The sequence below is a fragment of the Candidatus Zixiibacteriota bacterium genome, from assembly GCA_020853795.1.
Classification (GTDB): Bacteria; Zixibacteria; MSB-5A5; order CAIYYT01; family CAIYYT01; genus JADJGC01.
In genome coordinates, this window is the sequence record JADYYF010000109.1 from 41,548 (window position 1) to 64,476 (window position 22,929).

Below are 22,929 nucleotides of genomic sequence, written 5' to 3' on the forward strand. Positions count from 1 at the left end.
CGCCGACGCCGTCAATGTCAATAGTCTTGCTGCTGGCTATCGCCTCCAAAACAATGCGCAGACCGCACCCGCGGGATCCTGGATTACGCAATAACGCATGTCTTCGCCCATGTTTCTGGGTCCGAGGATCACCTTGCCACCGGCGGCACTACAAGCAGCAACACTCTGGTCCAGGTCGGTCACCCGGATATACATTAGCCACTGCGAGGGGATCTGAGCATTCTGGCCGCGCCGGTGGCAGATTCCGCCCGCCGCCACCTCGCCATCAGGCAGCATCATCGAGTAGTCAGAATAGCCGCCCATGTCCACTGGCGCCGGTGTCCAGCCCACCACCGCCTGGTAGAAGTCACGTACCCGATCGGCATCATCCACCGTAAGATCATGCCACTCAATCGTGCCGAAGTCGTTCGTCTCCGCCACTGGTTGCTCCTTTCTGTGCAGTTCCAAGATATTCCTGTTACGCCCCCCAGCGACCGCGGTTGCATCCGCCCTCAGGAAGTGGTCAAAAAAATAGCCAAAAAAAGCTGGTGGTTTTCAGCACTCGGTTGCGTATAATGCATTGAAATCATGAGGCTCCGCCATTATATCACTTCAAGTTCAAACTGAGACAGCTTGCCCCTTGAGAGAGTGTTAATCCGGAGATCAATGCGCAATCGTGCGCTTTTACCCGCTGGAAATTGGACCGTCCAGGATTGGCCGACCGATCTTCCGGCAAATCAGGAGTAGAGAATGAATATCTACGTCGGAAACCTGTCGCATCAGACATCCGAACAAGAACTCCGGACCGCTTTCGAAGCGTTCGGCCAAGTCACCAAAGCTTCGATCATTACCGACAAGTTCTCGGGCGAACCCCGCGGATTTGCGTTCGTGGAAATGTCGAACAAGGCGGAAGGGATTGCCGCCATTAACGGCATGAACGGCAAGGAACTTGGCGGTCGCACGTTGAACGTCTCCGAAGCTCGTCCCCGCACCGACAACCCGCGCATGGGTGGCGGCGGCGGTGGCGGTCGCAGCGGCGGCGGCAATCGCGGCGGCGGCGGCGGACGTCGCGGCTGGTAATCGCTCAGGCATCTTGCGCGGCATAGCCGCGTCATAATACCGATCGGCCAATCGCCGGGGAGAAATCCCCGGCGGTTTGGTTTTCTGTGGCCCGCCCTCGTCTTTCTCACTTCCCATTTCTCTCGGAATCCCTATCTTCCCGCACCGGGTGATTTGTCGCACCGAATGGAAGTGGAGGAAGATCGTGATCTCACTCAAGAACAAAACTGCCGTTATTACCGGCGCCTCGCGCGGCATCGGCCGGGCGGCCGCTGTCTTGTTTGCCCGGGCCGGCTGCCACGTCGTTGTGAACTACCGCAGCAATGAACTCGCCGCCGCCGAGGTCGTCCAGCAGGCCAGCCAGTTTGGTCCGCGTATCCTCTCCTTTCGCGCCGACGTCGGTCAGCGACCGGAGGCCGAAGCTCTAATCGCCTTCGGACTCTCACAATTCGGCCATATCGATATCCTTGTTAACAATGCCGGCATCTGGAAAGAAGCCGCTATCGACACGATGACCGAAGGACAACTCAACGAGATGATTGACATTAATCTCAAGGGTGTCTTCTTCCCCACCATCGCCCTGGCACCGCATCTGAAGCAGCGCAAGTCCGGTAACATTATCTTTGTCTCTTCCACCGCCGGTCAACGGGGTGAGGCGTTCCATTCCCATTATGCCGCCACCAAAGGCGCCATCATCAGCTTGACCAAATCACTGGCACCCGAGCTGGCGCCGTTCAACATCCGCGTTAACTGCGTGGCACCCGGCTGGGTCGACACCGACATGAGTCACGCCGATCTTGTCGGTCCCGATGCCGAGAAATACCTCCGCTTGATCCCGATGGGTCGTGCCGCCACTGCCGATGAGATCGCCGGCCCAATTCTCTTTCTTGCATCCGACTTGTCCACATTCATGACCGGAGAAATCCTGAATGTCAACGGCGGTGCAGTTTTGTGTGGCTAAGTCCGACTCGTTGACATATATTCCCCGCCAATTCGCCTGAATGAAGACCGCCGCTTGCGATATTCCGTGCCGGCGCTCGCGTTCACCCGAAGCTCAGGTTTGTTGATAGTCGTTGGTTGTAGTTAACTTCTTAACATTGAGGATCTAATGAAAGGACGGTTCAAGTTTGGGGGGATGATCAGCCGCTTGTTGCTGTTGTTGACGCTGATGATGGCCTTGGCCCCGCAGCTCCTGGCCAGCGAGGCGGACATCGAAGTCCCGGATCTCACCTCCCAGAGCTTTTTCGGGATGACCGGCCACAATCTGCTGCTCATTGGCATCGTCGTGTGCTTCCTCGGTATGCTCTTCGGCTGGTTTGCTTTCCGCGGCTTGAAAGGGCTCCCCGTGCACAAGTCGATGGCCGAGATCTCGGAACTCATCTACGAGACTTGTAAGACTTACCTGTTGACCCAGGGGCGCTTCATTCTGATTCTCTGGGCGTTCATTGCCGTCATTATGGTCGTCTATTTCGGCTGGTTGCGCCCCGTCGGCGCCGCCAACTTGGCGATCATCATACTGTTCAGTCTCATCGGCATCGGCGGTTCTTACACCGTCGCCTGGTTCGGTATCCGGATCAATACCTTTGCCAACTCGCGGTCAGCTTTTGCCTCCCTAACCGGTTCGGCCTTCCCGACCTATGCGATTCCGCTCCGCGCCGGTATCAGTGTCGGCACCCTGCTGATCTCGATCGAGCTGATCATCATGCTGGCAATCCTGTTGTTCGTGCCGGGCCACCTCGCCGGCTATTGCTTCATCGGCTTTGCTGTCGGTGAGTCCCTCGGCGCTGCCGCGCTGCGTATCGCCGGCGGTATCTTTACCAAGATCGCCGATATCGGCTCCGACCTGATGAAGATCGTCTTCAACATCAAGGAAGACGACGCCCGCAATCCCGGCGTGATTGCCGACTGTACCGGTGACAACGCCGGCGACTCGGTTGGTCCCACGGCGGACGGCTTCGAAACCTACGGCGTGACCGGCGTCGCGTTGATCACCTTCATCTTGCTCGCCGTCTTCGATCAGGCGCTGCAGGTACAATTGCTGGTCTGGATCTTTGCCATGCGCGTCATGATGATCGTCACCAGCATTGTCTCCTACTGGATCAACGGCGCGATCGCCAAAGCCAAGTACGGTAATGCCGCGAGCTTCAATTTTGAAGCGCCGCTGACCTCGCTGGTCTGGATTACGTCGATCATCTCGATTATCGTGACCTACGCGATTTCCTATTTGATGATCCCGAATCTTGGCGGTGACTCCACCCTTTGGTGGAAGCTCGCCTCCATCATTTCCTGCGGCACCCTTGCCGGCGCAGTGATTCCGGAACTCGTCAAAATCTTTACTTCAACCAAGTCGCGCCATGTCCAGGAGGTCGTCACCGCATCCAGAGAGGGGGGCCCCTCGCTCAACATCCTTTCCGGTTTCGTCGCCGGCAACTTCAGCGCCTACTGGATGGGCCTGACGATTATCGCTTTGATGGCCATCGCCTGGGGCGTCAGCACCTGGGGTCTGGGCAATATTATGGCCGCCGAGGCCGTCTTTGCGTTCGGTCTGGTTGCCTTCGGTTTCCTCGGTATGGGCCCGGTAACGATTGCCGTCGACTCCTACGGCCCGGTCACCGATAATGCCCAGTCGGTCTACGAACTCTCGACGATCGAGACCCTGCCGGGCATCAAGGATGAAATCAAGAAGGATTTCGGCTTCACTCCGAATTTCGAACGCGCCAAACTCTGCCTCGAGGAAAATGACGGCGCCGGCAACACCTTCAAAGCCACTGCCAAGCCGGTGCTGATCGGCACGGCCGTCGTCGGCGCAACCACGTTGATTTTCTCGATAATAGTGTTGCTTTCGCAACGGCTCAGCGGTGCGCATGTCGAGATTACTTCCATCGGGCAGATTCGCGAAATGCTGAACGCCGCCGGGTACTACTTCTCCCTGCTCAATGCCCCCTTCCTTCTCGGCCTCATCGCCGGCGGTGCCATTATCTACTGGTTCACTGGCGCCTCGACTCAGGCCGTTTCGACCGGCGCCTACCGCGCGGTCGAGTTCATTAAGGCAAACATTCGACTTGATTCCGGAGCCCAGAAGGCTTCAGTCAAGGACAGCAAAAAGGTTGTAGAAATCTGCACGCAGTATGCGCAGAAAGGCATGTTCAACATCTTCATCACGGTGTTTTTCACGACCCTCGCCTTTGCCTGCATCAACGAATACTTCTTCATTGCCTATCTGATCTCAATCGCCATTTTCGGCCTGTATCAGGCTATCTTCATGGCCAACGCCGGCGGCGCCTGGGACAACGCGAAGAAGATCGTCGAGACCGAGTTGCGCGAGAAGGGCACTCCGTTGCACGCGGCCACCGTGGTCGGCGACACCGTCGGCGATCCGTTCAAGGATACGTCGTCGGTGGCGATGAACCCCGTCATCAAGTTCACGACGCTGTTCGGTGTCCTGGCCGTGGAGCTGGCCATCGAGCTGCCGCACTCCACGCGCCTGGCGCTCTTCGGCATTTTCGCGCTGATCGCACTGGTGTTCGTCTATCGCTCGTTCTACATGATGCGGATCAAGAGCGAGTAGCTCTCGTTCGTACCACTGATTCTGCGCTTTACCGGCGGGTCGATACTCGGCCCGCCTTGTTTCTTGGGGTTGACGGAAAGTCAGGGATACACCTACATCGCGACTCTCAAGAAGATCGCAGCAAGTCACGGGGTCTCGATCTATGTCAGATGGCACGACCGGCAGGTAAGCACTTGAGAATGGCCAGGAGTCTCATGTTTTCAGAAGTATTCACCTACGTCAATGAGGAGGGCACTCTGCACAGGGCCCTGGTCCGTCGTTGAAGAGAAACTCGATGAGGTACACGACATCGCTGATGGTTACCGCCTGATCACAGTTAAGATCGCCATAGGATTCGTCCAAAGGAGATGGACCGCCGCCAAATATGAAGTCAAGAAAGTATACTGCATTGCCTAAACTCTGGATGTTGAGGCCACCTACCTCCCCGCATGCGTAGCGGCTGAACTGGATGGTGCCGGGAATAAACGAGCAATGAAAGCTGAAACCCTCCAATCCGGCAGCGTTGATCGTCTCATAGATTGTGTCGTTCGAACCGACGTAGGCCGGATAATGGCAAGTGTCGACTTCGGCAATGCCACCAATCGCTTCCGGCCGAATGTGCCAGTGAACCCGAAATAGCTCGCCAGTTCTGGATAGGAATTCCTGCAGACTGAACTGCGGGACGGCTCGTATGGGACCGCAGCGCTCAGTCTCCGAAAAGAGGATCATCCAGTTCACGTAAGGTCCGGCAATTGAACTGGCGGTAGAAACCGAATCGATAATCAGTCTTGGGTCTTCGATTCTAAGGGGAATAGAGATTCCGACCAGATTATCTGTGCTCCTGATCGTTATGCGAGTGTACCCGGACCTCCCTGCCATACTGAAGGAGTTGACAACCTGCACAACCACGGAATCAGGCGGAGCTTGCCCGCATAGGTTGGCTTCTGAAAGCAAGTCGCATCCGACAATGAGAAGCAGTACAAGAAGCACATGATTAGACTGGCATCGCATCTCGATCTCCGAGATCCATATGCAACCCCGGTTTGCGGTTTCAGAGATCCTTATGCCTCAATATTGGAACATCCGGCGATATTGTCAATTGGATAGTGACTAGTCGACAGCATCAGGAGCGGCGAGCGGACGTCCGATTTCGGACCAAAGCCGTCGCCACCAGAAATATCGCGAACAGAATCAATAGCCCCGCAAAAACCGCATTGATCATCGCTGTGTCAAACCCCACTGCGCTCCGGAAGTTGGCAATTGTCAGCTTGATCATTGACCACAATGTGATGGTCAGGACGAAGAGCATCGGTAGCAGCGTGAACGCGATCCGCTTGCGTGCCTGATGCAGCCAGACCGTGATTGTCAGCAGCGTCAAACCCGCCAGCAACTGGTTCGACGAGCCGAATAGCGTCCAAAACTTCACCCACGATCCCTCCGGTGCGAACGCGATGAAGTACACCGGCAACACCAGCACCGACACCGTGCCGACCATTCCCCCGATCGTCGAATGCCAGCCGGTCAACTCCTGGAAAATATACCGCGTCAGCCGCGTGCACACGTCCAGCGTATCGAACACAAATGTCGAAAACGCCATCGCGCCGAACGTAATCGCGAAGTTCAAGTGCTGCTTACCGATAATCAGCGTCATGAATTCGCCGATGCCGTTGCCATAAATCGTCCCCGGTTTCAGTCCCTTGACCACATCCGCGCCGACGATCATAATCGTGCCTAGGGCGATCAGGGCGACAAATCCCTCCGCCAACATCGCGCCGAACCCCACCGGTTGCATGTGTGATTCCTTGGCGATCTGCTTTGATGTCGTGCCGGTGCATACCAATCCGTGGAATCCCGAACACGCGCCGCAGGCAATCGTCACGAACAGGAACGGAAAGAGCGCGCCGGTCATCCCGCCGACATCCCACGACCGGAACGCTTCCTGTTTGATTTCGTAACCCCCGAACAGCAGCCCGACCACACCCAACGCCAACGCCATATACAAGATAAATCCGCCCAAATATCCGCGCGGCTGCAGCAGCGACCACACCGGCACCACCGACGCGACTGCGCAATAGATCAGGATCAGAATCCCCCAGACCTTGACATCGAGAATCAGCAGCGTCGAAATCGTCGTTCCCAACCACACCACCACCAGTGTCAACGGCACGAAGACAATCGTCATCAGCCACAGCGGCGGATTCAGGAATCGCTGCACCAGTCCCATTACGACTGCCAGCAGAAGGTACATGATCGCCGCTGCGGCCACCGCGCCGCCCGGATTAAACGCCGTCTGCGCCCCCGCCAGCTCTTCCGTCACGCCGACAAAGCTCGAGGCGGTGATATCCGTGAACGCGACGATGACATACATCAGCGTCACCCAGATCAGCGCCATCATCGCGCGTCCCGCCGCCGTACCCATATGTTCGCGCGTGATATCGGCAATCGAGCGCGCTCCGTGCCGAACCGAAGCCGTCAGACTGGAGAAGTCGTGCACCGCCCCGATCAATACGACTCCCAACCCTATCCAGAGCAGACACGGAAGCCAACCAAACGTCTGGCACGCCAGGATCGGCCCCGCAATCGGGCCGGCGGCCGCAATCGCCGAGAAGTGCTGCGCAAACAAGTAGAATGGTTTGGTGGGGACGTAGTCGATGCCGTCGCCTTTTTCCTGCGCCGGCGTGATCCGTTGATCGTCGACGGCAAATTGCCGCGCCACCCAGTGGCCGTAAATGCGGTACGCCAGTCCGACGAATACGATGAATCCGATGGCGAGCAGAAGTAGACTCATTGCACAATAACTCCGATCTCGATTCTGTTGTGTCAAAATTCTTCTGGCAAGATCAATTTGCCCAGGCGCCAACCATCGGAATGACGCCCTTTCAATCAGGTGTTGCTAAAATCGCTATTCCTGCCTATCTTTGTTTCAAGCATATAATTCAACGGTCGATTCCGGGCCTCGGAGGAATCGGATATGGCGCGCATCAAGCTCGGGGCCATTTTGCTCTTCCTGCTATCCATCGCGACAGCGGCTATCGCCGATCCGTGCGGTGACGCCAACAATGATGGTTTTATGTCATGGGGGGATGTGGTCTACATGCTGGACTACACGTTTGCCGGCGGCCCGCCACCACCCAACTTCGACAACGCCGACTTTGACCTCGCCCAAGGCTGGACTATCCGCGATGCCGCCTGGCAGATTTCGTGCATGGTGTTTGAATGCATACCGAGCCAGTACTGTCCGCCGGTCTATCCGCCGCTGGTCCCGCAAACCGCGAGCAGCTATCGGATTCGCCACACCACCGCCTTCCCGGCGCATCGTGAGCAGTCCGTCCTCGACCTGGCCCTCGATGCCCCCGCGCCGATCGAGGGACTTCAGCTTGCGATCCGAATCTCTCTCGAAGGCGGCGCTGTAGCGACGGTCGACTCGGTACATTTCCCGCTTGCCGGCAACGACTTCTTATACTTCCTCAACAAAATCGCGATCGTGGACAGCGCCGATGTCGTTGTCGTCGGCAGCGCGAGTCTCGGATTCAGCGCTGTCGAAGCTCCGGTGCATTTCGCGCGAATCTTCCTCTCGGCCCCGGTCGACACGGCTTCGCGCCTGATCACCCTTGAATATGCCGACTATGTCCCGGCGCTGGCGCCGCCGGGTCACAATGATCCCATTCCGGCATTTGTGTTGACCTATAACGGGTGCTTTCGGCCCACCTTCTACGGTACCTGCTGTATCGTCCCCGGTGATGCCAACGGCGACGGCCTGGCCTCGATCTCGGACGTGGTTTACCTGATCAATTACTATTTCGCCGGTGGCCCGGCGCCGTCAGGGTGCACCTTGCTCGGCGATGCCGACGGCAACGGCCTGCTCTCGATTTCCGACGCCGTTTACATGATCAGCTACATTTTCCAAGGCGGCCCGGCCCCGCTGTGCACGTGAGTGCACGAAAGGAATTTGCATGATATCACGCATCATGTTGTTAGCTCTAGTTGCTTGCCTCAACCTTGTCGTCCTCTCGCCACCGGCGGCAGCTCTGGTCTGCGGTGATGTCAATGGCGACGGCAACCCAACAATCAGTGACCTCATATATATGATGAATTACACCTATGCCGGCGGCCCTCCCCCGGTCGATTTTGCCGAGGCCGACAACGACCTCTACCAGGGCTGGAGCATCCATGATGCCTCTCTCCTCTGGTATTGCATAATCACGTGGTGTGGCGGCAAGAATCTCGGCTGTCCGCCAATTTACCCGCCGCTTGAACCCGCGGAGAACGACCATCTGGCCATTCTCTACCCAACGTCGTTTCCCGCCGGGCATAACTCGATGGTGATGGAACTGGCGATCCTAGCTGATCAACCCTTCAGCGCATTCCAGTTGCCGCTGCAAATTCAGGTCGCGGGCGTGACAGCGCATGTTGATTCCGTCAAATTTCCGCTCAGCGACTCCTACTTTGGTGATGCGCTCACGTTGTGCGACAACGACACCGTACACAACGTCTTCATCCTCGCGAGTCTGCAAATCATGTCCAACCAGGGATACAGCCGACTCTGCAGCGTGTTCGTTTCCGCCACGCCCGATGCCAGCAACCGCCAGATCACACTGGAGTGGGGAGACTATATCCCGCGGCAAGCTCCGCCCGGACACGATTCACCACTGGCGCCGATGTTCATTGACTATCTCCACCTGGAGGCTAATCGGCCGATACTCCTGCCCGACTGCTGTCTCTTCGGCACCGACCCCAACGGCGACCGCTCGCTGTCGATCTCTGATGTCGTCTTCATGATCAACTTCATCTTCGCCAACGGCCCGGAGCCGATCGGCTGCCCGCAAAATGGCGATGCGGACGGCAGCGGCCTGTTGACAATCTCCGACGCCGTCTATCTCGTGGGCTACATCTTCAGCAATGGTCCAGCCCCGATTTGTGGCGCCCTCTAACCCGTAGGTCAGGATCCCTGCGATTCCGACCTCGCTTTTTTCGATTCGTATCGGGAATCACTTGACGCGTGAGGCAGCATCGGTCGCAGCCAGTAGGTCAGGATCCCTGCGATCCTGACTAAGCGTCGATCGATTCTGACCGAGAATCCCCTGAGGAGTGAGGGTACATGCAGTTACTTGTGGATCCTCTTCAAGAACTCCTCCACCTCCGGCACACCACCCTGGAAAATCAGGTAGCCGTTGTAAGGCTCGCGCTCGGTGATTTCCTCGGCCACCGGCGTCAACATGATTTGCTTGACTTCTTCCAGATCCGAGGTCTGACCCAACGCCCAGCCAAGCTTGATGTAGGCCACTTCCGGCAGCATATTCGCCAGCGGAATAATCCCCTTGCTCATCAGGTCACGGCCCGTATCGTACACGAACATGTGCACATAGCCCCACAACGTCTGCACTGTCATGTACACCGCCACCCCCTCCTTCTGGCAGCGCTCGATCGCCGGATAGAGCGGTTTGTTGACGTGCCCCAGTCCCGTGCCCGCGATCACAATCCCCTTATAGCCGTTATCGATCAGCGAGGTGATCATATCCGGCATCATGTTCGGATAGTAATACACTAGCGCCACCTTCTCTTCGAAATACGGCTTGATCGTCACCTGGCGGTCGCGCCGCCGCCGATTGTAGTTGGTCTTGATCGGGGTGATTTTCTGGCGGTCGACCATCGCCAGCGGCATATCACTGATCGTCCGAAACGTCGACCGGTAGGAGGAATGCATCTTCCGCACCCGCGTGCCGCGATGCAGCAGGCCGTACTCATCCGACGTCGGTCCGAACATACACACCATCACCTCGGCAATATCCGACTCCGCCGCCGTCTTGGTGGCATGCATCAAATTCAGCGCCGCATCCGAGGACGGACGGTCCGATGACCGCTGCGATCCGACCATGACGATCGGCACGGGCGAATTCTGCACCATGAACGCCAGCGCGCTCGCCGTGTGGTGCATCGTGTCGGTGCCGTGGCCGATCACGATCCCGTCGATTCCCTTCTCGATTTCCTTGCCGATCGAAATCGCCAGCGTCTTGTATTGCTCCGGCCCCATATTCTCGCTGAACACCGCGAACAGTTTCTCCGTGGTCAGATTGCAGATGTCCGCCAGTTCCGGCACCGCGCCGTACAATTCACCCGGTGAAAATGCCGGAATCACCGCGCCGGTACGATAATCAAGACGCGAGGCAATCGTGCCGCCGGTGCCGAGCAACTTGACGCTTGGCTTGCCCGGATGCACCGGAAACTCCTTCTCCGGTATCTTATAGTGCGCCTCTTTGTAGCCCTCCTCCGTCATCGCCGTGATAGTGGACGTCGCGATGCCGATATTGTACCCCGAGGCCAGCTTCACCACAATGTGCTCATCGTCGTCGTTTTCGCTGCGCGGCAGCAAAATACCTTTGAACTCCCCACGCGTCGTCTCGACCTTGGTCTGGCTCCAAACCCGCGCATTGAACTTCTGCAGTGTCGCCAGCGCCTGTCCCTTGTAACCCTTGTATAAATCAACCACGGTTGATCACCTCCACCACCCGATGCTGCAACTCCCGCAGCGACACATTCCCGACCGCCCGCTTGCGCAATTGTCCCATGATCCAGCGCGCCTCTGCCTCCCGGTCACTGTCGTAGGCAATCTCACCGAACTTGCGCCGCAGCGCCGGCAGATATTCCAAAATCTGATCGATGCTTTGCTCCTTGAATTCGATCGTGATCAGCACCGACTGCAAATCCATGTTGGGATGGTCGTACACCACCGGCAGCATCTTCTTGAGAATCTCGTTACTCAAGCGGCGCTCCTTCACGAAACGGAACAACTGCCGCACCCTCTCATAGTCAAAGTCGGGCGGAGCTTTGCGCGTCCCCTGCAGATGTTTGAGCGTATGCGCCAGCAGTGTCGCCACGAATCGCGGCGACTGCTCGCTCTCGGCGACAATCGTTTCGATCAGCGGCACCAGGTTGTTGCGCAGCAAGTACGAGAAGGCGTCCTCCGGCACCTGCCATTCGCGCAGTTGTTTGAACCGTTCGGCGATGCTGACCGGCAGGTGTTTCCGCTTCTCGACGATCACGTCATCATCAATCGAGATCGGCGCCGAGTCGGTGTCAGGGTACATGCGATCCGGCCCCGGAAGGACACGTTCAAATATCGTCGTGCCGTCCGGCAAGCCTTTGCGCGTTTCGTTCGGTACACCCTGCAGTGCAATCTTACAGCGCTCCTCGATAGTCTCGATCGCCATCGCCACATCGTCCGGCGGCCCCCACACGACGATCTGCGCGTCGCCCACCGTCGCGCCCACATACTGCCGGATATCCACCAACTCCTGCTCGTCCCCGAACAGGTGCAACTGCTCCGAATGCAGCATATTCGGCCGCTCCAGGCACGCGATCACTTTGAGCCGGTCGCTCAGTTCATCCGCGAACATCCGCTCCGGCTGTGTGAAAAAGCTAAGTATTCCCTCAAAGTGCGGCAGGTTGACCGCCACCAATTTCCACCCACGCGACTTCACTCGCTTGATCGCTTTCTGCTCACGCGGTAACAGGTCCGCATCGAGTTCCTTGTGCGTCACCGACCAGGTCTTGGGATCAAGCCCGCGCCGCAAGAGTTCGTCGCGGATGAGAAGCAGCGCCCACTGCCGAAACGCCTCATTATGCACCAAGTTCGGAATCCAGCGAATATGTGCCACGCCCTTGATCTCGACCCGCGTTCCGCCGGTGACGCTGACATTGACATCCTCGCGCGCCGCGCCGATGCCGACCCGCACCTTGCCCGAGGAGCGCGCCAGAAACCGCAAGTAATGTGCCGCCTCCGCCGCTTCATCGGGGGTGAGCAGATCAGGGTAGGTCACGGTCTCGATCAGCGGCATCCCCAGCCGGTCGGTCATATAGATCCGCCAGTGCCCGACATCCGACACCTCGCGGCAGGCGTCCTCCTCGATCGAAATCTGGATGATCCGCACATCCTTGTGCTTGAGCGGAATCACCCCTTCGATCCCGACAATCGCCGTCCGCTGGAAGCCCGTCGGAATCGACCCGTCGAGATATTGCTTGCGCGCCACGTGCAGTTCGCCGACGATATTCGTCTTCAGCATCAGCGCGATGTCAATCGCCTTGTCGAGCGCTTCCTGATTGATCCGAAACGGCGGTGTGTCGTCGAAGTCGTACGTGCAGGCGGTCTTGTCCTTGATGCGATAGATGATGTTCTTCTTGGTCTTGAACTCCATCAGCGCCGTACCGTCATACTCGCCCAACTCCGACAGCGTTGGGCGCATGTGTCGCACTAGTTCGGCGTCGAAGTCGTCGTGTTCCTGATAGATTCCTGCCGGACAGCGGCAGAATAATTTCTTCTCGGTCAGAAGCTGTTGATGGATCTCCAATCCGCACTTGAAGCCGAGCCGCTGATAAGTTTCCGGTGTGGCCTCTTTGCGCGCAATCCAGCCCACCTGTTGTTTGGTCTTCTCAAAATTCGCTGCTGCGTCAAATCGCTGTGCCATAATGCAGAGAACATAGGCAATTTCCCCGCCCTTTACAAGCCTCTTGCCCGGCCATTTTTGACCACTGGAATCACCAGTTGCTCCGATTTGCAGTGGCTGAACGCGTGCGGTCAAAGCCGGCAGCCCACCCGGAGTGCCGGCGGAGGGTGGGTCTTAAATGATAGCCATCAGTCCCACCGTTCGCTTTGCGACTGCAGAAAATAGATGGACTCTGATGATGGTGAGGAGGTTGCTTCGGCGTCGCTCAGATGAATTCGCTGCGGGTGGGCTAGCGGCTCACGAAATGTACCTCATGTACTGCGCCTGAATGACCCACTTGCCGTCAACGCACTCCAGGCAGTAAAGCCACCCGCTGCCGGAGAGTCCCTCCTGTTGCTGGGCCACATAGATCAACGCCTGGGTGCGCTCTTCGTCGAATCCTACGCGAGAGACTGTGGTAATACCGATGTATCTTGGATAGACCCGATAGAAGGCCTCCCAGAAGCCGTCTTCGTCGGCCTCATATTGATCATCTTCTCCACCAGCCATCAATCGATAACCGAAGTCAAATACAAATCTGCGGCTGAGCCACTCCCCACCGAAGTTCTTGACCACGAAATCGTCAAAGGTCTCAAGCTTCAGTAGCTGCCATTGCTTCTGGATCGTATAATAGAGCTCGTCGCGATGAAGGTCGCGGAGACTCAGGTCGCCGCTTGTCAACGGATCGATGACGACCTTCAATGTATCGTGTTCTACTTCATTGATTCCAGTGAACGCCTCAATCTCCGAGTGTGGTCCGTCCACGTTGACCAGTTTGTTGGCGATCACGAGGGACATGATCTCGTATTCGATGTCCTCGATCTCCCGCGATACCTTGATTCTCTTGCGTTCGGTCGATTCGCTCAATACGGCAGCGCAGAAGCAGAAGCCTATGACTGCCGTCGCAACTGCAAAGGCTTGGACTCTCATTGCGCACTCCTTTCATCTATCACCCGACAGGTGAGCCGTCAGCCCCATCCTTTGACACTACAGTCTTGTTGACGGCTTATTCCCGGGAGCGTGCAACTATCCCGCATCACCCTCTCCCCGTTAGGGGGTCGGGGAGAGTGTGTTGCTCTGTCTCTACTTCACGGGCAGGTTCGAGCGGCTTGCCTCCCTACCGCCGCGGTCCCGCCGCTACGATTTCCGGTGGACAGCCGTCCTTGAACTTCTTGAAGTTCTCGATATAGAGTGACGCCAATTGCTTGTATCGGTTCGCGTACGCCGCCTTATCGGGCCACGAGCTTTCCGGATACAATGCTTCCGCCGGCACATCCGGACACGTCAACGGCACCTTGAATCCGAACATCTTGTCCTCCCGATATTCCACGTTGTCCAACTTGCCGGTCAGCGCCGCCTCCAGCATCGCGCGCGTATAGCGAATGCTGATGCGTTTGCCGACGCCGTACGGCCCGCCGGTCCAGCCGGTATTCACCAGCCAGCATTTGACGTCGTGCCGGATCATCTTCCGCTTCAGCAAATCGGCGTAGAAGTACGGATGATGCACCATAAACGGCGCGCCGAAACACGCCGAGAAGGTGATCTCCGGCTCCTTGCCCAGATCGATCTCGGTCCCCGACACTTTCGCCGTGTAGCCGGAGATGAAATGATACAGCGCCTGATCCGGCGTCAACCGCGCGATCGGCGGCAGCACGCCCGAGGCGTCGCAGGTCAGCATGATGATGTTTTTCGGATGCCCCGCTCGCTTCTCCGGCAGCGCGTTCTCGATGAAATCCAGCGGATACGAGGCGCGCGTATTCTCCGTGCGCTCGTCGTCATCGAGATCGAGATGCCGGGTGATGGGATCATAAATCACATTTTCGAGAATTGTACCGAACCGCCGCGTGCAGGCGTAGATCTCCGGTTCTGCCGTCGCCGACAGGTTGATCACCTTGGCATAGCAGCCGCCTTCAAAGTTGAACACGCCTTCGTCGCTCCAGCCGTGCTCGTCGTCGCCGATCAGGTGGCGGCGCGGATCGGCCGACAACGTCGTTTTGCCCGTGCCGGACAACCCGAAGAACAGCGCGACGTCGCCCGCCTTGCCGACGTTGGCCGAGCAGTGCATCGTCATCACCCCCTGCAGCGGCAGCAGGTAGTTCAGAATCGTGAACGCCGACTTCTTGATTTCGCCGCCGTAGCCTGACCCGCCGATAATGACGAGCTTTTGCTCGAAATTCAGCAGGATGAACGTCGGTGTCAAGGTTCCATCGATCGACGGCACTCCCTGGAACGACGGTGCGGCAATGATGGTGAACTCCGGCACGTGTCGCTTGAGCTGGTCGAGCGCGTCGATCCGGATGAACATATTCCGCGCAAACAATGAATGCCACGCATACTCCGTGATCACGCGAATCGGCAGCGAGTAATTCGGGTCGGCGCCGACGTAACAATCTTGCACGAACAGATCGCGATCCTGCAGGAACGCCTGCAGCCGCGCATACACCGCGCTGAACTTGTCCGCCGAAAACGGCCGGTTGTACTGACCCCACCAGATCTTGTCGGTGGTCGTTGCTTCCTGCACGACAAACTTGTCGTTGGCCGCGCGCGCCGTGTGCTTGCCGGTATTGACCACCAGCGGCCCCAGGTGCGAAATGTTCCCCTCGCGGCGGAACATCGCTTCCTCGTACAGCGCCGGTTCCACCAGATTCCAGTACGCCATGTGCAGGTTGGTCAGGCCGTGATGCTTCAGACCGAAGTCGCTGGCGCGCTCCTTGGCAATGTCATGCGCCGGTGACTTGATATTCAGGTAGTTGCTGTTCATTGCCAATCCCTCACAAGCTTTCTGTCGCCGATGTAGATTTCATTCGGTGATTTCGGATCCAGCACCCACTTGATCCGCGCAATGCCTTCCATGATGTCCTTGACCGTGCCGCAGAAACTCAGCCGCAGATGTCCTTCCATCCCGAATTCCTTGCCCGGCACCGCCACCACCATCGCTTTCTTGAGCAGCGTCTTCGACAAAGCCACCGAATCATTACTGTAGGCCCGGAAGTCGGGCAGCGCGTAGAACGTACCGTCCGGCGGAATCAGCTTCACGCCCTCGAACGCATTCAGCTCCTGCACCATCACCTTGCGGTTGTTCTCGAGCATCAGCCGCAAACTCTCGACACCGGTCTGAATTCCCGTTAAAGCTCCCACCGCCGCCACTTGCGAGAGTAGCGCCGGACACGAGGTCGTCTGCGCCTGTACGTTGATCATCGTCTCGATGATTTGCGAGTTGGCGATTGTCCAGCCGATCCGATAGCCCGTCATTGCGTACAGCTTCGATACGCCGTTGATTACGATCAACCGCGAATTGTCCGACTGATCCTTGGCATACTTGTAGCAGGACGTCCACTTCTTGCCGGAGAAGACCAACTTGTGGTAAATGTCGTCCATGATCAGGTAAATCCCCTTCTTTTCGCAGTATTCGACCACCTCGGCGATGAACTGCTCGGAGTAGACGACACCGGACGGATTGTTCGGGCTGTTGATGATCACCGCCTTGGTGTACGAGCTGGACATGTCGATGATGTCTTTCAGACGCGGCTCGAAACGCCCGTCACCCGGCATCACGATCACCGGCTTGCCGTAAACCATCTTTACCATTTCCGGGTAGCTCACCCAGTACGGCGCCAGGATGATCACCTCATCCATCGGGTTGATCAGCGTCGTCAACAGCACCGACAACGCCTGCTTGGCACCGCCGGACACCAACACGTTGTCCTTGCCGATCACCTTGCCGTAGTTCTCTTCCGTATAGCGAATGATCGCCTTACGCAACGGCGAGATGCCTTCGGTCGGAGTGTAGCGCACTTCTGCGGTCGAAAGCTGGGCCGCACAGTTGAGCAGCGCTTCAAATGGTACCTTACTTTTCGGCTCCCCTGCACCCAGATGGATCACCGCTTCGCCGCGATCGCGCAAGTCCTGGGCTTCCTCGTTGAGCTTTAGCGTTGGCGACTCTGCAATCTCTCTCGCCAGGGTGCTGATACTCATGGATTACCTGCCTAAGATTAAGTTGACTAATTCTCTATCTTCATCCCTCATCGAGGGTCTCACTTCCAGTCCATCCGGTCGATTATCCCATCCGGTGCCCCACCGCCTGCGCAGCGTCCCGAGGAACGAGGGATTGCGGTGGGATTCCTGCCGAGGGCCGATTCAACTCCTCCCAAAGCAAAAAGCCGTTACTGACACGCCACATATCTGGCCAATCCGCGCGCCGTAACGACGGTTAATATTATCGCCTTTTATGCCTCGCCGCACAAGGAAAAAATGTGAAATTTTTCACGAGACCGTCTTTTGACCACCAGCTCACGCTCAAACAAGACGACACAAGTGCCGATAATATTACATAGTGGGCACCAGTCTGTTACAGCGCAGAATCTCCCCTCCTCCCGCCGACGGGGAAAGCAACTTCACCCGCGCCATTCTATCCAATTCCGGGATTCGCTACATTCTGGTACCATTCATTTGCTCATTCATGATCATGCTGTATGTCGGCTTCCGCGACGCCGCTTCCGGTGGCATCATTCTCTGCACGCTTCTGGAAATCTCCGCTCTACTCCTGCTGGCGGCGATGTTCCTGCCTCCGCCTATGCGCAAACCTTCGCTACGCGCACTCTGCCTCGTGGTCGGTTTGACATTCGTTTGGTACGTGGTGGCCGCTCCGAGCGTGCTGTCAGTCTTTGGCATCGTGTTAGTTGGTCTGCCCAGTCTCAGTTACGCCATCAAGGGAAGCACAAAGTACCTGCCAACACGGCGTACTGCACCTGGAACCACCGACCAGGATCCCCTTAGCTCCTAAAATTTAGCACTTTCCTCCGCCGCGTCAAAACCTTCCGCACGCCCTGCAGACCGGAAGATGAACCGCTTCTTTTGCGCAAGGCGACTTGTCACGGTCAAGGTGGGTTAGACTTTTCTGCCTGATTCTCCACCTGACCGCCACGCACCGACAGACCGGAATGCCGATCCCACGCAGACAATTCTGAATTGCAATCGCCGCGGAATGGACGCGATTCGCCCCTCTCCTCCTGGGAGAGGGGTCGGGGGTGAGGGCTTGTCGCAACTCACTTCACGCATACGAACAACACCCCGCGAGCTTACCTTGACTGTTTCACAATTTCGAGCTATCTTCGTCTTTCCAACGAAAAGACAATGGAGGCTCCATGACTCTCAAAGGACTGCTGTGGCTCTTGGCACTGACTGCCCTGCTTCCCGCTGTTTCTCGTGCTGACCAGCAATTCGCCCTCTACGGCCTGCAAAGCCTGACCAATCACAGTGATCTTCCCCACCCGGCCGGAGTCGGCGCCTTTCTGCAGACATCTCTCTCCCAGGATATCCGCCTGCGATTCAGCGCCTCGGTCGCCTTCGATCGCGACAGCTATGTCGCGACGATTCGCCGAGGTTGGGGTCTGCCTTTTCCGGGTGACACTCTGCGCGACTTTTGGAGCGAATCGACGCACATGGAAGTCTTTGAGGTTTCTTTCCTTGCCCGTCCCTTTGACTCGCGTATCATCAACGTTTTTGTCGGCGGCGGTTTGGGACTGACATCTTTCAGTTGGAAAATCAGCGGCCAGAATACTGGTTATGTCAAGTCCACTGACGCCGGTCCACGGCTTGCTTTCAGTCTGATCGGCGATTTCGAAATTGCCCACCCAAGCCTACGTCCGCTCGTTCTGCATCTCTGGCTCCGAGAACGCATCACCATGGCTACCATGTTTCAGTGCGACGATTGCGGAACCCTGTTCGACGACTCCATCTCTTCCACCGAAGTCTCCCTCGCTCTGGCCCTGCGGCTTTGACGGCATCCAGCGGATTCGTACTGGACAAATCTGCCCTCTTTCGCGTCTTTACAATATCAGGAGGTTACTATCATGACTCTAAAGGGCATCATTATCACAATATTCGTGTTTGGCGTTGCTGCCAGCGCATCAGCGCAACTTCAATTTGCTGGCGGCGCTAGTCTGGCTGCCACCAACGTCAAATATCTTTCCCTTCCCGTGGGCTATGCCTTCTACATCCAGCAATCCACCGGCGACCACACGGCTCTTCGCTTCAGCTATACCTGCGGAATTGATTCGAAAGCCGACACTCGTCGCATCCCCGGAATCGGATTCGACCGCGCCACGCGCAATCCCTTTTACTTCGGCTATGTAGACTCCAAATTGCACACCTTTGAACTGGCACTGCTATTCCGCGTCGCCCACCTCGGACGGATCGCATTAGCCGCAGCGCCCGGAATCGATTTCGTTCTGTTCACTTCCGACTTCGAGTCCGACTATTCCCTGCCCGGCCCTCACAATTATTCACACTACACGGTCGGCGGCTCCGCCCTCCTTGACTCCGAGGTTCGTATCGGCTCAGGGGATGAGCTCCGCGTGCACGTCGGTCTGCGAACGATATTCGTCCCGAGAATCGCAGACTCGGAACGCGCGTTCCTGGGAAACATCGATTCCGCCTGGTTGATCGAAGCCACCGTCAGCCTCGCCTCGGTCTACATGTGATTGACCGCCACTCGCTCACGCCCAGTCGACCGCGAAATCCTCCCCGTTGCGTTTGGGTCTCTGCACCGGCGCCAACTGCCGCGTCTTCTCGATCAGTTCGTTCAGGTCCCCCGAACTGGTCACACAGGCGTCCGCCAGCCAGGTGAAGAAATCGTCCCAGTAGCTGAAGTAGTCGCAGGAGATGATTACTGAGATCCGCGGCCGATGTTGGTTGAGATAGTCGAGCAGTTGGTGGCACTCGTCCGACTTTCCCGGCGAGTTCACGATCACCAGATCCACCCGCTCATTGCGGCCCAAGAACTCGCGCACTTCCGACTCCCTTTCGCAAATGTGCGGCGTAAATCCCTCCGCCAGCAGCGACGCTGAACACCGCTCCTGAAAACGCGCGTCGCGACTGACGACCAGTACTTGTCCCATGGTGTCCCTCCCAGGACCAAGCCGTTTCTCGATTCTATGCCGATGACGCGGGCCTACTATCCTCTCGCCCGCGAAACGAACTCTCGATCATTCGTAGGTCAGGATCCCTGCGATCCTGACACCTCGTTACCACACTCAACAGGCCAAATCCTGACTCCGCAGCCAGATTCTTCACCCCCCTCTCCCTTTGGGAGAGCGGTCGGGGGTGAGGGCACGTTCGCTGTCGAGAATACGATCGCGCCGCGATCAGCAATCCTTGCCGATCGCGTGCCCAGGAATTCGTGTCCTTCGAAGCAGCCCTCTCAACGTGCGGAATTCGTGTCTCGAAACGATGTCTCAGCCGGAAGTGCGGATATCTGTCAGATTAAGGCATCTATCCTAAATACGCCAATGCCCCTTTTCGGTTCAAGCAATTTTCACTGCAGCTACCATTTTTCGAGGAAGCAATCTCCTCTTCCCACAGCAGGACGGCGGGCAGCAATGAAAACCCCGTCCCGCTTGCGCGGAACGGGGCTGACGGTGAAACCAGTGAGGGGTTGTGCCTCTATTTCATTGCGGCCTTCGCAAAGTCGTACCAGTCAATCTCTTCGGCGTCGCCCTTATCGCGAAACACGATCACGCCCTTGTTCTCTTCGTTGACATCGTTTGAGCCGCTCAACAGGTAGGTCGTGCCGTTTTTCAATGTGACCTCTGCGGTCCGCTGCGAGCTCTTGGCGATCGTCATGATCACCGCAAACGGAATCGCCATCTCGACACCCTTGTACTCACCGTTGAGATGCTCCCAGGTGTATTGCTCGTCGTTGTCCCAGGCCAACTCGCCGGTAAAGTCTTCACCGTCCTCGGTCGTCACCACGCCGCGAATCTTGCGCCCGCCGTCAAAATCGCGGTAGCGCGGCAGTTCGTTCTTCGGCACCGGCAGAAACTCGACCTTTTCAAAATCACTCCAGCCGATCTTGACCCGCCCGAACTCCGCCGATTTTACCACGATGCCCCGATTCTCCGAGTTGACGTCGTTGGAATTGCGCAGCACCAGCTCTTTGCCGTCCTTGGTGGTGATCCGCGCCGAGGAGGAGGAATTGCGCTCAATCGCGGCAATCCGTCCGAACGTGATCTTGCGCGTACGGCCGCCATCCTCGTCGCCGTCGAGATCGTCTTTGTTGAAGACCTCGTCAACGTCCCACTCGATCCAGCCGATAAATTCGCCCGCGCGCCGCGTCGACACCCGGCCGTACAACCGTTCCAAACCGTCGGTCGGCTCGCTCTTCTCTTCTATGAAATCGATCGACTCAATGTCATCCCAGTCGAAGTAAATCTCCCCTTCGTTGATATCCAGCAAAGCGATCTCGCGAATCGCCGGACCCAGGTCCGAACTCGACTCGAAGATCACTTCATTGCCATTCTTGAGAATCACCGTGGCGCCGTCACCGTCGCGTTTTAACCGCGAGACATGGCCAAATTGTAATTGGCTTTCCGACGAGGTGCCCAGGCCGCCCCAGCTCATCCCTTCACCAAACGTCAGCCCCAGTACTTCCACGTATTTTTTCTTCGATTCCTTGTAGTGCCGCCCCCGTTTCTCGCGCCCCTCATAGCGATCCTTCTCAACCACGCCGTCGATGATGTCGTCCCAGAACGCCTCGTTCTTGTCCCAGCGGATCCAGCCTTCAAAGACGTCATCGTCCGTTGTAGTCAATTTTCCATAGATCCGACCCGATTCCGCCAGCGCGATTCCCGCCCACAGGCAGGCGCAACAGCCCGCAAGAATAGCCAAGTGCGTCAGTCGCGACATTCAACCTCCGTTCAGTTCAATATTTCGCCGCAGTTACTTACGAGCAAGACGAAGAAAGGTTTCGCAACTGAATGCAGAATTAAGATTTGCGGGGATTTGACCGAACCGTTGGCGTGGCTGACCACACCGTCTAATCAGCTCGTCGTTAACGCAAGTACCACTTAAGCTGATCGGGGTTAGCTATTGATTTACAAGTGATTACAAACCAATGAATGAGACTTCAGCGTTTGCGCTTGAGTACACGCTTGACGGCCATCTTGATGTCGCTTGCTTTCAATCCAAAGGCCGCCATCAGCTCATCGGGTTTGCCGGACTGCCCGAAACGGTCCATCACGGCGACAAACTCCATCGGCACCGGCACAGTGTTCACGACGACCTCGGCGACAGCACCGCCCAAGCCGCCGTGCACCTGGTGTTCCTCGGCCGTTACAATCGCGCCGCACTCCCGCGCCGCCTTGACTATCGCCTCGCGATCAATCGGCTTGATCGTGTGCATATCGACCACGCGGCACTCAATCCCTTCGGCAGCTAACTGCTCCGCAGCCACCAGTGCCTCATAGACCATCACGCCGCAGGCGATGATCGCAGCATCTCCGCCTTCACGATAGGTATTCGCCTTGCCGACGACAAAAGGCGTCGACTCATCCGTCACGACCGGCACCGGTTCGCGGCCGAAGCGAATGTAGTAGGGGCCGTAATCCTCGCCCGCCGCTACTGTGGCTTTGCGGGTCTCCCAGTAGTCGCACGGCACGATCATGCGCATGTTCGGGATCGAGCGCATGATGGCGATCTCCTCCAGCGCCTGATGAGTGGCACCGTCGGGGCCGACGGAGATCCCACCATGGGCGCCGCCGATCTTGACGTTGACATTCGAATAGCAGATCGTAATGCGCACTTGGTCAAGACAACGATACGAGGCAAACGCACCATAGGTCGAAAAGAACGGTATCTTGCCGATCAACGATAGGCCCGCCGACACTGCCGCCAGGTTCTGCTCGGCGACGCCGACTTGAATAAACCGATCAGGAAACTTCTCAGCGAAAACGTGGGAATTGGTTGATTCGACAAGGTCGGCGCTCAGTACCACTACGCGTTCATCGCGGCTGCCCAGATCGACCAAACCCTGCCCCCAGCCGGCGCGCGTTTTCTCCAGTTTCACTTCCGTCATTTGTTCCAGCA

The 22,929-nt window shown here is 57.3% G+C and carries 19 protein-coding genes; 8 read left to right on the forward strand and 11 right to left on the reverse strand.

Annotation, left to right across the window (positions count from 1 at the left end):
* Positions 1-36 precede the first annotated feature (36 nt).
* Positions 37-420 (reverse strand): VOC family protein, encoded by a 384-nt coding sequence (locus tag IT585_08635; GenBank protein MCC6963303.1) that lies wholly within the window; start codon positions 418-420, stop codon positions 37-39.
* 309 nt (positions 421-729) lie between these two features.
* On the opposite strand from IT585_08635, the gene IT585_08640 reads away from it, so the two are divergent.
* The 3 genes from IT585_08640 (at position 730) to IT585_08650 (ending at position 4,606) form a co-directional block, all read left to right on the forward strand.
* Entirely contained in the window at positions 730-1,059 is a 330-nt protein-coding gene (locus tag IT585_08640; protein ID MCC6963304.1) for an RNA-binding protein, read from the forward strand.
* 184 nt (positions 1,060-1,243) lie between these two features.
* Positions 1,244-1,999, forward strand: coding sequence for an SDR family oxidoreductase (locus IT585_08645; protein MCC6963305.1), 756 nt, complete (start codon positions 1,244-1,246; stop codon positions 1,997-1,999).
* Positions 2,000-2,146: 147 nt separating this feature from the next.
* Positions 2,147-4,606 (forward strand): sodium-translocating pyrophosphatase, encoded by a 2,460-nt coding sequence (locus tag IT585_08650; protein ID MCC6963306.1) that lies wholly within the window; start codon positions 2,147-2,149, stop codon positions 4,604-4,606.
* Between the two features lie 219 nt (positions 4,607-4,825).
* Here the strand turns inward: IT585_08650 and IT585_08655 are convergent, their stop codons facing one another.
* Positions 4,826-5,323 (reverse strand): hypothetical protein, encoded by a 498-nt coding sequence (locus IT585_08655; protein ID MCC6963307.1) that lies wholly within the window; start codon positions 5,321-5,323, stop codon positions 4,826-4,828.
* 385 nt (positions 5,324-5,708) lie between these two features.
* The gene (locus tag IT585_08660; protein MCC6963308.1) at positions 5,709-7,373 is read right to left on the reverse strand and encodes a carbon starvation protein A; all 1,665 of its coding nucleotides are present in this window, start codon (positions 7,371-7,373) and stop codon (positions 5,709-5,711) included.
* Between the two features lie 183 nt (positions 7,374-7,556).
* Here IT585_08660 and IT585_08665 point away from each other — a divergent pair, with 183 nt between their 5' ends.
* Positions 7,557-8,519, forward strand: a complete 963-nt coding sequence (locus IT585_08665; GenBank protein ID MCC6963309.1) for a dockerin type I repeat-containing protein — start codon at positions 7,557-7,559, stop codon at positions 8,517-8,519.
* Positions 8,520-8,538: 19 nt separating this feature from the next.
* Positions 8,539-9,516: a hypothetical protein gene (locus IT585_08670; protein MCC6963310.1), complete on the forward strand. Its 978-nt coding sequence runs from the start codon at positions 8,539-8,541 to the stop codon at positions 9,514-9,516.
* Positions 9,517-9,689: 173 nt separating this feature from the next.
* On the opposite strand, the gene gatD is transcribed toward IT585_08670, so the two are convergent.
* The 5 genes from gatD to IT585_08695 form a co-directional block, all read right to left on the reverse strand.
* Positions 9,690-11,072 (reverse strand): Glu-tRNA(Gln) amidotransferase subunit GatD, encoded by a 1,383-nt coding sequence (gene gatD, locus IT585_08675; GenBank protein MCC6963311.1) that lies wholly within the window; start codon positions 11,070-11,072, stop codon positions 9,690-9,692.
* Positions 11,065-13,047, reverse strand: coding sequence for a Glu-tRNA(Gln) amidotransferase subunit GatE (gatE, locus tag IT585_08680; GenBank protein MCC6963312.1), 1,983 nt, complete (start codon positions 13,045-13,047; stop codon positions 11,065-11,067). The genes gatD and gatE overlap by 8 nt, the downstream gene beginning before the upstream one ends.
* A 276-nt stretch (positions 13,048-13,323) precedes the next feature.
* Positions 13,324-13,995, reverse strand: a complete 672-nt coding sequence (locus IT585_08685; protein ID MCC6963313.1) for a hypothetical protein — start codon at positions 13,993-13,995, stop codon at positions 13,324-13,326.
* Between the two features lie 187 nt (positions 13,996-14,182).
* On the reverse strand, positions 14,183-15,826 hold the full coding sequence (pckA, locus tag IT585_08690) for a phosphoenolpyruvate carboxykinase (ATP) (GenBank protein ID MCC6963314.1): 1,644 nt from the start codon (positions 15,824-15,826) through the stop codon (positions 14,183-14,185).
* Positions 15,823-17,040, reverse strand: coding sequence for an aminotransferase class I/II-fold pyridoxal phosphate-dependent enzyme (locus IT585_08695; GenBank protein ID MCC6963315.1), 1,218 nt, complete (start codon positions 17,038-17,040; stop codon positions 15,823-15,825). Before IT585_08695 ends, pckA begins: the two co-directional genes overlap by 4 nt.
* Before the next feature lie 358 nt (positions 17,041-17,398).
* Between IT585_08695 and IT585_08700 the strand changes: the two genes are divergently transcribed.
* The 3 genes from IT585_08700 (at position 17,399) to IT585_08710 (ending at position 19,547) form a co-directional block, all read left to right on the forward strand.
* Positions 17,399-17,848 carry a hypothetical protein gene (locus IT585_08700; GenBank protein MCC6963316.1) on the forward strand — a complete coding sequence of 150 codons (450 nt, stop codon included), beginning with the start codon at positions 17,399-17,401 and terminating at the stop codon, positions 17,846-17,848.
* Positions 17,849-18,209: 361 nt separating this feature from the next.
* Positions 18,210-18,845 (forward strand): hypothetical protein, encoded by a 636-nt coding sequence (locus IT585_08705; protein MCC6963317.1) that lies wholly within the window; start codon positions 18,210-18,212, stop codon positions 18,843-18,845.
* 72 nt (positions 18,846-18,917) lie between these two features.
* Positions 18,918-19,547, forward strand: a complete 630-nt coding sequence (locus IT585_08710) for a hypothetical protein (GenBank protein MCC6963318.1) — start codon at positions 18,918-18,920, stop codon at positions 19,545-19,547.
* Between the two features lie 15 nt (positions 19,548-19,562).
* Here the strand turns inward: IT585_08710 and IT585_08715 are convergent, their stop codons facing one another.
* The 3 genes from IT585_08715 to IT585_08725 form a co-directional block, all read right to left on the reverse strand.
* On the reverse strand, positions 19,563-19,964 hold the full coding sequence (locus IT585_08715) for a hypothetical protein (protein MCC6963319.1): 402 nt from the start codon (positions 19,962-19,964) through the stop codon (positions 19,563-19,565).
* Positions 19,965-20,508: 544 nt separating this feature from the next.
* The gene (locus IT585_08720) at positions 20,509-21,750 is read right to left on the reverse strand and encodes a hypothetical protein (protein MCC6963320.1); all 1,242 of its coding nucleotides are present in this window, start codon (positions 21,748-21,750) and stop codon (positions 20,509-20,511) included.
* 220 nt (positions 21,751-21,970) lie between these two features.
* Entirely contained in the window at positions 21,971-22,918 is a 948-nt protein-coding gene (locus IT585_08725; GenBank protein ID MCC6963321.1) for a transketolase family protein, read from the reverse strand.
* Positions 22,919-22,929: the final 11 nt, after the last annotated feature.